Source organism: Ureaplasma diversum (assembly GCF_000941095.1).
Lineage (GTDB): Bacteria > Bacillota_I > Bacilli_A > Mycoplasmatales > Mycoplasmoidaceae > Ureaplasma > Ureaplasma diversum.
Map to the genome: position 1 here is coordinate 592,574 of NZ_CP009770.1, position 13,886 is coordinate 606,459.

Here is a 13,886-nt window from a genome sequence, read left to right on the forward strand (position 1 = left end):
AACCTTATTGTTTTATTATATATAATAATATATTAAGCTAATTGTGTCTAGTATATGAAAAAGAAGATTTTAAGAAATAGTAAATTTTTATCATTAGGTTTATTAACAATAACAACAAGCACTTTAGTGCTATCTAGTTGTTATTCTTTTAATTCATATATAAATAGTCAAAAAAGAGATGCTAATCTAACTATTACATATAGTAATGTAGATAAAGAACAAACAAATAACAGAATACCATCAAGTATTAGTAAACAAGAATTTAAGAAATTCTTTATTTTAGGTTATAGTATTAAAGATAAGAATGATAAATCAAATAGAAGAGTAACTAATGGACCTGTTCATTTAATTGATCAAAGTGATTATGAAATAGTTGAGTTGATTCCAGATGATAAGTATGGTAAGCTTGAAGCTAAGATACGGATCAAACAGTTCAATGGCATTTTTAATGTTGTAATTCAATACAATTTATTAAATCAACAAACAGTTAACTTAAATCAAAAACTTAAAAACAAAACAGAAGCAACCTATACATTAGAGCAAGCAAGAACGCTTGCACTTAATGATCCTGATGCTTATATTAGAAACAATAAATATTATCAAGAACTAAAAGCTCATGCTATTAACTATTTTAACTCTAATCAAGTTAATCAGTATTGATCACAAACTTATACTAATCGAATTGGATATGGATCTGATTTAGCTCAATCTAATAATCAAAGAGTTAATGATTTTAATAAAGTAGCTTATGATGAACAAAATGTTTTTCATATCCAAAATCCTAAGATTTTAGATAAAGAAATTAAAACAGTTAAAGAATATGTCCCTAAGGGTTCAAATAATACATATTGAATTGATCGAGCATTAATTCATGAATTAATTAAAATTAATCCTTATGGATATTTACCAACAGCTTTTGCTCAATTTATTAATACTATTAAAAAAGAAGAATATTATAAATTTATAAATATTACAAATGATAAGAAAACAATCATTAATAATAGTAAAGATAAACTAAATGAAATTGAAATAGTAGAAATTTTATACAGAATGACTGATCGCCATGGTGAATTAGAATTCATCATTAAAATCAAAGACTTAAAAACAAATCAATTTGTACATTTAAGTGAAGAATTTAATACTACTAATTCAAGCTTAAAACGAAATGAAGACTATTGAAAATTCATTTATGATCGATCAATCTCAATCAATTTCTTATCAACTAAAGATGGGAAAGAAGCTCATATTAATTCAGGAACTGGATGAATTGTAGATCGAATCAAAGATGATTCAATTGATCCTGATTATGTTAAAGTACTTGTTGCTACTAATTTACATGTTCTATCATTTAGTAATTTTACAAAAACTAAAAAAGAAGATGAAAGAACAAGATGGTTTAGTAAAGAAGAGTATGAACAATATTTAAAAAAGAATAAGTACCAATTAGTATCTGATACTTATTTAGATAAAGAACGATATAAATATGTTCTATGATCAACAGCCGCTTATAAACCAGATATTTCTAATTTTTATAGTTCTTTAGCTGGAGTAAGTTCAGCAAGTCTTGCTAAAGTTTATAATCTTAATCAAGACACTTGATTAGATCGAACTTGATTTATTCCAAGTATTCAAGCAAATGGAGTAATATCAAACGATAATTTAGCAACCTATATTAAAACTAAAAACGGAATTAAAACATTAGCTAATGGGACAATGGATTTAATAATCGTTCCGATGCTTCTTAAAAAAGAAGATATTAAGAAACGATTACCTGCTTATTATGATGTACTTGATACTAAGAATGAAGCTGATTGATATATTGGTTTAGGAAATAATAAAGCTTATCTTCCTCAACTTCAAACCTTTAGAGCTGGATATCCAGGAGATCATCGATTTAGTTCAAATGCTTTAACTTTCTTTATGGGTTCAAAAGCTTATGGTGGATTAGTCCAAGGGTTTGATCGAGAAATCACAAGTGAAACAATCATTGATTATTTAGGTGTAAAGAAGATCAATAATAAAGATGGTGTAGCTGATTTAAATAATACTTATTTACATAAAATGTTTAATGTTGGAAGTCGATTAATTAGTTCTGAAGAAATTGGGCAATTAGGAGCAGGTTCTAGTGGTTCATTAGTAATTGATGCCCGATTTAATCCGATTGGAATTCACTTTGCTTCATTACTATCAAAAAGTTATGGAACTGAAAATAATACACAAATTGCTAATTTATTTGTAGCTCAATCTCCTGATTTAATAGGTGATGTTAACTTAGGTGTTGCTTTAAGAAATAAGCTAAAAAAGGATCGAATTTATACATATAAAATCAATCCTAAAACTGAATAAGATTAAAAAATAAACTAATTTATTAAGGGATAGATAAACAAAAAACCACTTCAAGGGGGAGTGGTTGCTCGATTGCAAGATCAACTGCAACATTATTAAAGTAAAATTTAATGATGGCAGTTGATCTTTTTTCTACTAAATAAAAAATAAAGACTTTAAAAGATAATTTACATATGATTCCGAGCAAAAACAAATATAAACATCTCACAATTGAAGACAGAATTGCTATATCTAATTATTTAAATATTGGTTTTTCATAAGAAGAATAGCTACTTTATTGAACAAAAACCCATCAACAATCAGCAGAGAATTAAAAAGAAATTTGAGTCAAAAAGCAAAGTATATACCTTACTATGCTCAATCAAAGGCTTTAAGAAGACATAAACACAAGTATATGTTCAAATTCGTATTTAATGAATTTAACGAATTTACCAAATTATTTAAAAAGAAATTTGATAAAAAGTTCTTCGGCGTAAAGGCAACTTATAATTTTTTATCAACAAACTTTGATATTAAAATGCCTTATTTAAAAACGGTCTTCAATTGAATTAAAACTGGAAAATGAGCAATTTCTAAGATGGATACCCTAAGAAGAAGATATAAAAAGGGCGGGAAACGGTTTGCAAATGTTGTAAATCGCCTTGTTTCATCTAGTGTAAAATATGTTTTCCCAATATGAACACACCCAAAATACATTGATTTACGCGAAGAATATGGACATTGAGAAATTGATTTAGTTATTGGTAAAAGAGCTACTGGATATAACAATGTTCTTACCTTTACAGAACGAAAATCTAGGGTTGGATTTGCTGTTTTAGTCCCAAGTAAAAACTCTATGAAGATCAACTCAATAATTAGAAAATTGGTTATTGATAAAAACCTAGTTGTTAAAACAATAACTGTTGATAACGGAGTTGAATTTGAAAAAATTGGACTTTTAGGGAAATGATTAGATATCAAAATATATAAAGCTGAACCGTACGCTTCATTCCAAAGAGGATCAAATGAAAACTGAAACTCTTTAATAAGAAGAGAATACAAAAAAGGGTTTGACTTTAACGAAATAAACCAAGACATTCTTGACGAAATAACTGAAAAAATAAACAATATGCCAAGAGAAATATTGGGTTGAAAATCAGCGAACGATCTATTTAGAAATCTAAACAATCACGCTTCAATTAATTAAATATAATTATTAATTTGTTTCTATCAACCATACACTTCTTTTTGTAAAAGAGTATTTTTTGTCTTGCCAATCTATTAATTTTGTACAAAAAATAATCAAATTTATCCAAAAATGACACTTTTTCTATTCAAGTATGTAGAATAAAAGTAAGCCCAAGTGCGATGTTGCAATTGAACTTACTTTCGAGGAACCACTTCAAAGGGGAGTGGTTTTTTTGTGTTGTTGATTATTGGAATTCTACTGGTTCTTTAAGCAAGTTAGTTTTATTAGGGTCGTTTTCTAATCAAATTCTTGTCACTATATATGTTCTACCATCTGCTACAAGTGGTTGAAATGGTGTAGTTAGAAAAGTAACATTATTGCCACTTCTTCCTCTTTCAATAGCTGGTGTTTGCCCACCTTTTGTATAGTCTTCATAATAGTTAATAGTATCTTTAACTTCTACTCTGTATCCGAAATATTGGTTTTTGATTTTGTCAAATGTAGTAGTATCAGTTGTTAGTTGGAAGTATAAATAACCCTTGTATTTTGGATCTCTAATTACCTTAAGATTAGTTAACTTGCCAGAAGTTGTTGCTGCTATTTGTTTTGCTTCTGTTTCTTTTGCTTCTTTATTTTTTGCATTTTTAGCATTTGCTTTTTCTAGAACTTTTTCTAGCTCAGCAGCCATAGAAACATCAGTAATTGCTTCTAATTCCTTATTGAATCCATCTTTTTCATCTTGGGGTAAATAACCAAGTTTTTTAATGTCTTCCTTTATTTTATTCTTTTTAGCATCAAATTCATCTTTTTGCTTTTTAGCTGCATCTTCTTCCATTTTTTTCTTATCTTCAGCTTGTGAACCTATTTCAGATTCTGTTTGATCAGTTTGTTTGCTAGTACCATCAGCCATTCCGCCATTACCCGGTTCAGAATCACTTTGATCTTTTCTTGTACCACCAGTTTGAGGATCTGATTCTGAATTCATCTGATTGTCTTTTCCATCTTTTTTCTTAGTTTCATCTGCTTGTTGATCAGTTTCGCCGTTTTTTCCTGCACTTGAACCATCTTGGTCTTTTTCATTAGATTCTTTAGGAGCAACTTCGGTTGAACCAGGTGTTTCTGTACTACCTGGTGTAGTTGTTTTTCCATCAGTTTTTTCAGTCTCAGGGCTAGTAACAGAACCTAGAATTGGTTTATTTCCATCAGTTTTTCCTTCACCTTTTGAATTAGTGTCGCCACCTAAATTATTAGGATTTTCAGGTTGAGTTTGATTATTTGGATTAGTTGTCTTAGGATCTTCTTGTTTAGTTCCTGATTCTGGATTATTTGCTCCTGGGTTTGTATTAGTTGAGCCTGTTGATGGATTAGTTGTATTGTTTTTAGAACCTTGTTTACTCGGGTTTGTAGTGCTACCACTTCCGGGATTAGCATTTGTTGTTCCACCACTATTTGAACCTTGACCAGTTGGAGTTGTTGTATTACCACTTCCTGGGTTTGTAGATTGAGTTCCACCTGATTGAGATGGGTTTTGAGTACCTTGAGAAGGTTTGCTTGGTTTTGCCTTTGTTGGTGCACAAGCTGCAACTACTCCAATAACACTAACCCCTGCCATAATAGCACCAACTGCTAGAGTTAATGCTGTTGTTTATCCGATTCTCCAGATCCAGCATTTTCACCTGGTTTCTTATTGTCCCCTGAACCAGAACCTTCTTTTGGTTGCTCGTTTTTACCAGTTTCAGTAGTACCTTCTCCAGATCCTACTTTTGGTTTGTCAGGAGTTTCAGTGCCTTGACCATCCTTAGGTTTTTCAGTAGTGCCACCATTAGTACCTGGTTGATCATCTTGCATTTTTTTATCTTCTTGTTTAGTAGTATCCTTACCAGTGTTAGATGATCCTGCTCCATCTTTAGGTGAAGTTTCAGGATTTGTATTAGTTGAGCCTGTTGATGGATTAGTTGTGTTGTTTTCAGAACCTTGTTTACTTGGGCTTGTAGTGCTACCACTTCCTGGGTTAGTATTTGTTGTTCCACCACTGTTTGAACCTTGACCAGTTGGAGTTGTAGTACTTCCACTTCCTGGGTTCGTAGATTGAGAACCGCCAGATTGAGATGGGTTTTGAGTACCTTGAGAAGGTTTATTTGGTTTCGCCTTTGTTGGTGCACAAGCTGCAACTACTCCAATAACACTAACCCCTGCCATAATAGCACCAACTGATAATGCCAGTGCTTTTTTATTTTTGAATTTACTCATATATTAATAAATCCTTTGATAGTTAAAATTATGTTGAAAATTCCTTTTTAAAAGTTTTGGTTTGAGAAATATAGAGCAATTCTAAATTCAATTTTTCGTGCTGCAAAAAAAAAAAAAAAAAGGACTTTCTAGGCAAATGTTCCGGTTCAAGGTGTTTTATAATAGGACTTTTTTTTGTTGCTTTTTGAGCTTATTTGTTTGTGCGGTGGTTTTTTTAAAACAAAATAAATTAACTATATAAAGTGCATATGTTTAAATAAGAAAATCACATTTAAACATACAACTAATACAAACATAACATCTTATTCAAAAGAATTATCTATTCTAATACAAGTAATAAAACCTATTGGTAAGAATAAAACAAAAGATCATGATATTGAGAAACTAGCTAATTTACTAAAAACATCAAAGTAGATATTATAAAAAAACCCTTGAAATCACCACTTCAGATTCAACAAATCTCATAAAAAATCCAAAAGCTAAACTATGAATAAATTATTAAGAGAATAAAAAACACCTAGGAAACTAATCCTAAGTGTTCTGCTTTTGTATTAAGAAAATTAAATTTCTTCTTTTGGTAACACACTAACTTTAGTTTTGTTACCCATGAACTTAGTGTATTTTACAACACCTTCAGTTAATGCGAATAATGTGTGGTCTTTTCCTTGACCTACATTATGACCTGGGTAAATCTTGTTACCTCTTTGACGATAAATAATTTGTCCAGCTTTAGTTGGTTGTCCGTCTCCTAATTTAGCACCTAAGTATTTAGGATTTGAGTCACGACCGTTTTTAGATGATCCTACCCCTTTTTTAGAAGCAAAGATCTGTAAATCAGTTAATCATAAAAGTTTGTTCATATCTTTTAATGCTCTTTTCTATAAAATTCATTAATAGTTTCTAAATCCAAATATGAACCATAATTAGCTACCATTGCTAATAGCTGAGTTCTTATTTGTTCAATATAAGCTTGTTGTTTTAAATCAGTTTCTAAAACAGATATAAAGCAATTACCATCTTTAATTTGGATTTTAGTAGTTGTTTGATCAAATCAATTTAAAGCACCAATTACAATAGCACTTACTCCGGCACAAACAATGTCTGTCCCATAAGCACTAAAATTAGCATGCCCATTTAGTATTAAAGCGTTTTTATAAGCTTTGATTTTGATCATAAGAAACTAACTATTTAACGTTAATAGCATCGATAACTAACTGTGTGTAAGGTTGTCTGTGACCTTGACGTTTCATGTGGTGTTTTTTAGATTTGAATTTAATGATGTGGATTTTACGTTGTTTGCCATTTTTAACAACAGAAGCTTCAATAGATGCTCCTTTAACAAAAGGAGTTCCAATTTTACCTTCTACCATAATCACTTCATCAAATTTAATTTTTGCACCAACTTCTAAATCTAGTTTTTCAACATAGATTTTTTCACCTTGCTGAACTTTATATTGCTTTCCGCCAGTTTGGAAAATCGCAAACATATAATGTTCTCCTTAGTTTATTTATCAACTTAGACTCACCAATAAGGTATGCAAATTGCATTTTAAAAAACCTGTTTTGAGTGGTTGAAGCTGCATACTAGGTCTTATTTAATACACAGCTTTAATATTTTAACATATTCAGCCCTGTTTTTAAGCATTAAAAATTAACTAACTTTTTAGCTTTATTTATACTTCAATCTTAAGGATAAATAATAACACTAACAAATAATTGAGTACATTTAATAATATTAATAATAATTAAAAATTTTAAATTGATTATAATATAAAGATATTAAGCAAAATGCTTGAATTTACGCAATATCAATAGTATATAAGGGAATTATGAAAAAAGGAAAATTAATTGTTTTTAGTGGACCAAGTGGTGTTGGTAAACACACCATCCTATCACAAGTTATTAACAATCAAGAATTAAATCTAGCTTATAGTGTTTCAATGACTACAAGAAAAATGCGTTCTAATGAAGAAAACGGAGTTCATTATTTCTTTGTTAGTGAAGATGAATTTCAAAAAGCAATTGAAAACAATGAACTAATCGAATGAGCTGAATTTGTTAATAATAAGTATGGAACACCAAGAGCTTATGTTGAACAGTTAAGAAACCAAGGTAAAAATGTTATTTTAGAAATCGAAGTTGTTGGTGCTTTACAAGTAATTCAATCTTATAAAGATGATGGGTTAGTTTCAATTTTCTTATTACCACCAAGTTTAGATGAACTTAAAAACCGATTAGTTAACCGGAACACTGAATCAGAAAGCATCATACAAGAACGATTAGCTAAAGCAAGTAATGAAATAGATGTTAAAGACCATTACCAATACCAAATCATTAATGATGATCCAAAACAAGCTGCAAACGAATTAATTGAGGTAATTAAGCATGCTATCAGCCAATAAACCACTTCTGTTTTATGATTATACATTAGAACAACTTGAAGCAATTGTAATTGAAAACAATCTAAAACCTTATTTAGCTAAACAAATCTATGAATGAATCTACAAGCACCGTACTTTAGACTTTGATAAGATGTCAAATCTATCTAAACAAAACAAAGAATGATTACAAACTAACTTTAGTTTTGATTTACATAAAACTGTTATTAAACAAGTTAGTGAAGATGGAACAATCAAATTCTTATTTGAATTAGCTGATGGAAATAAAATAGAAACCGTTTTAATGAAATTTGAATATGGTTATTCTGTTTGTGTAACAACCCAAGTTGGTTGTAATATGGGATGTAGCTTCTGTGCTTCAGGAATTTTAAAAAAGAAACGAAATCTAAGTTCAGGAGAAATTGTTCTTCAAGTCTATCAAGCTCAAAAGTATTTAGATGAGTATAGTTTAGGACGAGTTGGTAATATTGTTGTGATGGGAATTGGCGAACCCTTTGATAACATCCCTAATGTTTCTAACTTCATTAATATTGTTAACAATCCCTTTGGTTTAGAAATTGGTAAAAGAAAAATTACTGTTTCAACTTGTGGACTTGTTCACAAGTTTGCTGAATGAACTCAACTCCAACCCCAAGTTGGCTTAGCAATTAGTTTACATGCTCCAAACGATCAAATTAGAAGCTCTATTATGCCAATTAATAAAGCTTTTAATATTGAAAAATTATTAGCTGCAGCTAAAGAATATACTAAAATTACTAATAATAAGATCACATTTGAATACATTATGATTGATGGAATTAATGATCAAGATGAACATGCTTATGAATTAGTTAACTTATTAAAAGGGATGTTATGCTATGTTAATTTAATTCCTTATAATCCAGTAAGTGAAAATGGTTATAAAAGAAGTAAAAATGTAGATCGGTTCTTTAATATTTTGATCCAAAACAACATTCGTGCAACAACTAGACAAGAAAAAGGGTCTGACATTGATGCTGCTTGTGGTCAACTACGAGCAAAAGAACAGGGAGTACTTTAATGCAATTAGGTTTTATTACAGACATTGGAAACACAAGGAAACATAATGATGATTGCTCTAATGCAATCATTAATGAATATTCACAACACTTATTAATTGTTTGTGATGGACTTGGTGGTTATCAAGGAGGAGCTGCTGCTTCTCATATTGTTATGAACTGTATAACAAATGCATTTTTAACAACTGACTTTTCTGAATTTGATTTAAATCAAATCAGAAAATGATTCATTTTAAATATCCGTAATGCTCAGAAGCAAATTGATAATGTTGTTTTAATTCAAAAAGATTCTTATAATATGGGAACAACGATTGTAGCTAGTATTATTGTTAACAATCATGCTTTTATTTTAAACATTGGTGATTCAAGAGCTTATCTTTTAGATCATTCTAATGTTAAACAACTAACAGTTGATAATAACTTATTAGAAACTCTAAGAGCAAGAAAAGCAAGTGCAGAGGTTTATGATAAATATCAAAAACACCTTTATTCATTAACTCAATTTGTTGGAAGAACAAGTAACATCTCACTAAGTTATGATCTTTATGAACTAGAATTATTACCTAATCAAATCCTGTTCTTATCTTCAGATGGTTTTCATTTTCACTATAACTTAGAATTATTATATGATCAACTAATTAAAGCAAATGCATCTGTTGATCAAAATACTTTTTTAAACACCATTATTAAAGAAGCAATTAATAATGGTAGTAATGATAACTTATCATTTGCTTTTTTAATTAATAACTAGGGTTTAGTTTATGGATGTTTTTGCTATTAATGAATTTATACAAAATAACAAATTCCAAATTCTAGCTAAAATTGGTCAGGGTGGGTATTCAGTTGTTTATAAAGCTAACCAATATAACCCTGATAATAATGAATTTATCAGAGTCGTTGCAATTAAAGTCATTTTTGTTAAAAACCAAAAAGAAGCTGATTTAGTATATGATGAGCTTCGTATTTCTAATCTAATTAAAAATGCTGATCCAAGTTCTAAAAAGCACATTGTAGATTATTATGAATACTTTGAACTTGGTTCTTTTGAAACCAATGATAAAGCTATTTGTATGGTCATTGAATACTTAAATGGTATTACTTTAAGAGACTTCTTAAATCAAAACAAAAGTATTAGTTATATTAAAGCAATTGAATTCATTAAACAAATTGCTCATGGTATTATGCTTTTTCATGAAAGTGAACCTAGTGTTATTCACCGTGATCTTAAACCAGAAAACTGTATGATTGATTTGCAAACAGAGACCATTAAAATCTTTGACTATGGCATCTCTAGTGTTTATTATGATCAAATGAAAATAACAACCATTGATCATGATATTAAATGTACAGTCCCATATGCTCCACCTACTATTCTTAATCTTTATAAAGAACTTACTAAAAGAAAGAAAAACAACTCTAGTTTCACATATAAAGATCAATTGTTTAAGGATGTTTATAATAAACATTATGATTTACACTCACTTGGAGTAATGTTATATGAACTAATCACTAACCAATATCCATTCTTTAAGTTTGTTGATGAGAAAAGTAGTGATGAAGCTAAGATGAGAGCTTGATATAACTATGACTATAAACCATTAAGTTTATCAAACCCTACGATCCCAATTGGAATCGATAACATATTAATTCGTTGCTTTGCTTGAAAAAATGATGATCGATGTTTACAATATGTTAATGTTAAACAATTTCTAGCTGATCTAGAACTAGTTAAAGCAAATGATCTGATCATTAATCAAGAACTAATTAAACCATTTAATAAGATGGTGTTTGAAAGTGCTGATGAAATTAAATTACATTCAATTAAAAATGAACACTATCCTTGGTATTTAAAGAAATGAGTAGTTTTGTTAACTGTAATTAGTTTAAGTGCTTTAGCTTTAATTTTATTAATTGTGATCATACTAAAAGCAGTAGGAAGGATATAAAGTAATGAAAGCTAAAATAGTTAGTAATATTGCTAATCAGTTCTCTGCTTATATTTATGATCTAAACCAAGAACTAAAAGTAGTTCCAAAAGGTATCTTTTTACATGATAGTCACATCTTAAAACCAATGGTTGGAGATGATGTAATCTTAGAGCAAATTGATGATCAATATGTAATAGTAGAATTAGAAGAACGATATAATCAACTAGTTCGTCCTAAAGTTGCTAATGTTGATATTATGCTAGTTGTAGTATCAATTGTTGAACCTAGTTTAAATACACTAGCTTTAAATAAATACTTAGCTTTTTATGAAGCTAGAAATATTAAAAATGTATATATTGCTTTTAGTAAGTATGATCTAGTTGAAGATAAAACTTGAATCAATAACATTATTAATGATTATAGAAAAGATAATTACACTGTCTTTAATTTAAGTGATCAAAATGATTTTAATCAACTTAAAAGCTTAATTAAAGATCATACTGTCTGTTTAGCTGGGAACAGTGGGGTTGGTAAAACAACTTTGATTAATCGCTTAGATCCAAGTTTAGATCGTAAAACCCAACAAATCTCTAAGTTTTTAAACCGGGGAAAACATACAACAACATCAACTAAATTGATCCGGTTTGCAGATGGGTTTTTAGTTGATACACCAGGGTTTGGTAGTTTAGAAGTCAACTTATCATTACAACAAATGGCAACCGCTTATAATGATTTTGCTAATGTTGCTAAAAATTGTAAATTCTCAAACTGTTTACATATTAACGAACCTGCTTGTGCTATTAAAAAAGCGGTTGCTAAAAACCTAATTAGTTATTGAAGATATCATGACTATTTAAAGATCCAAAACCAAAACACTAAAGAACAAAATCTTAAAGATCAAATTGCTCACTTATTATCATTCCATAAACAATAATTAATAAGCTCTTATTAGTTTATAACTAAAAAGGGATTATTTTTTTATTATCTCCACTTTTAGTTTAAAAAATTATTAGTTGTTTAAATATTAAAATTAAAGATAAATCTTTTTGGATTTTGGTAGTTTTTTTATTTGTTTTAACCTTTTTATTGTATTTAGTTATATAATTTTTTTATATTTATGCAATCGTGCTTATTTTTTTCGTGTTGTGTGAATATAAAAAAATAACTATTTTAATGAGGTGAAATTTGCTATGGGAATTTCAAATTGGGGAGTAGATAAAGATATCTACTTCAGCCAACATACCCTTACATGAGTTAGTGCAAATGCAACTGCAACTGAACTAAGTAGTGTTGGGTATAATCCAACAAGCACATTACTTGTTTCATTAGCAATTGCCTTTGTCCTTTTAATGACACCAGGTTTAGCCTTATTCTACGGGGGATTAGTCCGTCGAAAATCAACACTTACAATTATTAACCAATGTGTTGTTTCTTTAGCGGTCACTACAATGATTTGAATCTTTGGTGGATTCTCGCTTGCATTTGGTCCTTCTGTTGGTAAGGGTATTATTGGTGATATTTCTACTTACTTTGCATTCAGAAACCTTTTATTTAATGGTGCTGATGGATCAGGAGTAGCAGGATGATCAGGTCCTGTGGGCATTGTCTTTGCTAACTTTACAAATGGGGTTCCATTAATTTTATTCTTCGCTTATCAATTAGCGTTTGCAATTATTACTCCACCATTAATGGTAGGAGCATTTGCAGATAGAATGAAATTCAAAAACTACATTGTCTTCCTTGTGTTATGACAATACTTAATTTACATTCCGTTTGCACACTGAATTTGAGGTCAAGGATTCCTTGCAGCTATTGGGGTTATTGACTTTGCGGGTGGTATTGTAATCCACACAACTGCAGGATTTGGAGCTTTAGCTGCTTCATTTGTGCTAGGAAAACGTGTTCTTCTTAAAAATGATAAGAGCCGTCCAAACAACATTCCAATGACTATTTTAGGAGCAACTCTTCTATTCTTTGGATGATTTGGATTTAATGTGGGTGGATCAGGATTTGCAGGTAATGATGCTGCAGTTTGAACTATAGCCACATCTTCATGAGTAAGTACAATTATTGCACTTGCAATTGGTATGGTTGGTTGAGCGATTTGTGAAACAATCTTCAACAAAAACCACAAACCAACATCTGTTGGACTTGTAACTGGAGCAATTGCTGGATTAGCAACAATTACACCAGCTGCAGGATATGTACCAATCTGAGCATCAGTTCCAATTGGTATTATGGCTGTTATTGTATGTTTCACATGTGCTAAATTAATGCACCACTTCCATTTCGATGATACGCTTGAAGTTTGAGCAGTTCACGGTATGGGTGGGGTAACTGGTTCTATTTTAATTGGTGCGTTCGCATCATTTGATGTAAACCCTGGTATTCAATTAGGTGCATTATCAATTAATCCAGACCCTGTTGCTTCAGGAATATATCTCCAAGGTGAAGAAGCAATCGGTACATTGTTTGGATTACAAGTAGGAGCAACTGCTTTAGCTGCTGCTTATGCGTTTGCATTCACTTGTTTAATTGTGTTCATCACAAAACCACGTTTAAGTGCAACACAACAATTAGGTCACGTTGATGAATTATTACACGGTGAAGAAGCATATGGTCTTGAAATTGCATTACCTTCTTGTGCACAAGCAGAAGAATGTGAAGCAGCCGATAAATCATGACACCAAGCTACAGGTACTAAAGCTAAAAAAGCAGTAAATGTACAACAAGAAAATAATCACGAACATTAAACTAA

General features: G+C 30.1%; 13 protein-coding genes, 1 pseudogene and 1 other annotated feature. Of the genes and pseudogenes, 9 read left to right on the top strand and 5 right to left on the bottom strand.

The features are described 5' to 3' along the window. The first annotated feature begins 54 nt into the window (after positions 1-54). Both JM47_RS02375 and JM47_RS02380 read left to right on the top strand, forming a co-directional pair. Entirely contained in the window at positions 55-2,346 is a 2,292-nt protein-coding gene (locus tag JM47_RS02375) for an MAG2960 family serine endopeptidase lipoprotein (RefSeq protein ID WP_208894820.1), read from the top strand. Between the two features lie 173 nt (positions 2,347-2,519). Continuing rightward, a pseudogene (locus JM47_RS02380) lies at positions 2,520-3,532 on the top strand (IS30 family transposase). Positions 3,533-3,758: 226 nt separating this feature from the next. On the opposite strand, the gene JM47_RS02385 reads toward JM47_RS02380, so the two are convergent. Together JM47_RS02385 and JM47_RS02390 are read right to left on the bottom strand one after the other, a co-directional pair. After that, positions 3,759-5,126 carry a putative sodium/potassium/calcium exchanger gene (locus JM47_RS02385; protein WP_208894821.1) on the bottom strand — a complete coding sequence of 456 codons (1,368 nt, stop codon included), beginning with the start codon at positions 5,124-5,126 and terminating at the stop codon, positions 3,759-3,761. A gap of 20 nt (positions 5,127-5,146) precedes the next feature. Then, positions 5,147-5,764 (bottom strand): hypothetical protein, encoded by a 618-nt coding sequence (locus JM47_RS02390; protein WP_208894822.1) that lies wholly within the window; start codon positions 5,762-5,764, stop codon positions 5,147-5,149. Between the two features lie 264 nt (positions 5,765-6,028). On the opposite strand from JM47_RS02390, the gene JM47_RS04035 reads away from it, so the two are divergent. Beyond that, the gene (locus tag JM47_RS04035; protein ID WP_408645522.1) at positions 6,029-6,178 is read left to right on the top strand and encodes a DUF6088 family protein; all 150 of its coding nucleotides are present in this window, start codon (positions 6,029-6,031) and stop codon (positions 6,176-6,178) included. Between the two features lie 146 nt (positions 6,179-6,324). Here the strand turns inward: JM47_RS04035 and rpmA are convergent, their stop codons facing one another. From rpmA to rplU, 3 genes are read right to left on the bottom strand one after another with little or no spacing between them, the layout of a single operon-like run. Further along, positions 6,325-6,624 (bottom strand): 50S ribosomal protein L27, encoded by a 300-nt coding sequence (gene rpmA, locus JM47_RS02395; protein WP_038102798.1) that lies wholly within the window; start codon positions 6,622-6,624, stop codon positions 6,325-6,327. A 5-nt stretch (positions 6,625-6,629) separates the two neighbouring features. Then, entirely contained in the window at positions 6,630-6,938 is a 309-nt protein-coding gene (locus JM47_RS02400) for a ribosomal-processing cysteine protease Prp (protein ID WP_208894823.1), read from the bottom strand. Positions 6,939-6,948: 10 nt separating this feature from the next. Then, positions 6,949-7,251 (bottom strand): 50S ribosomal protein L21, encoded by a 303-nt coding sequence (rplU, locus tag JM47_RS02405; RefSeq protein ID WP_038102801.1) that lies wholly within the window; start codon positions 7,249-7,251, stop codon positions 6,949-6,951. Between the two features lie 21 nt (positions 7,252-7,272). Continuing rightward, positions 7,273-7,347 (bottom strand) — a sequence feature (ribosomal protein L21 leader region). Positions 7,348-7,593: 246 nt separating this feature from the next. Here rplU and gmk point away from each other — a divergent pair. The 6 genes from gmk (at position 7,594) to JM47_RS02435 (ending at position 13,881) form a co-directional block, all read left to right on the top strand. Further along, entirely contained in the window at positions 7,594-8,166 is a 573-nt protein-coding gene (gene gmk, locus JM47_RS02410; protein WP_038102804.1) for a guanylate kinase, read from the top strand. Further along, positions 8,150-9,202: a 23S rRNA (adenine(2503)-C(2))-methyltransferase RlmN gene (gene rlmN, locus JM47_RS02415; protein ID WP_038102807.1), complete on the top strand. Its 1,053-nt coding sequence runs from the start codon at positions 8,150-8,152 to the stop codon at positions 9,200-9,202. The genes gmk and rlmN overlap by 17 nt, the downstream gene beginning before the upstream one ends. Beyond that, positions 9,202-9,951: a PP2C family protein-serine/threonine phosphatase gene (locus JM47_RS02420; protein WP_208894824.1), complete on the top strand. Its 750-nt coding sequence runs from the start codon at positions 9,202-9,204 to the stop codon at positions 9,949-9,951. The genes rlmN and JM47_RS02420 overlap by 1 nt, the downstream gene beginning before the upstream one ends. Positions 9,952-9,961: 10 nt before the next feature. Continuing rightward, positions 9,962-11,146, top strand: a complete 1,185-nt coding sequence (locus tag JM47_RS02425) for a serine/threonine-protein kinase (RefSeq protein ID WP_038102813.1) — start codon at positions 9,962-9,964, stop codon at positions 11,144-11,146. 4 nt (positions 11,147-11,150) lie between these two features. Continuing rightward, positions 11,151-12,062, top strand: a complete 912-nt coding sequence (rsgA, locus tag JM47_RS02430) for a ribosome small subunit-dependent GTPase A (RefSeq protein WP_208894825.1) — start codon at positions 11,151-11,153, stop codon at positions 12,060-12,062. 256 nt (positions 12,063-12,318) lie between these two features. Next, the gene (locus JM47_RS02435; protein ID WP_038102816.1) at positions 12,319-13,881 is read left to right on the top strand and encodes an ammonium transporter; all 1,563 of its coding nucleotides are present in this window, start codon (positions 12,319-12,321) and stop codon (positions 13,879-13,881) included. Positions 13,882-13,886: the final 5 nt, after the last annotated feature.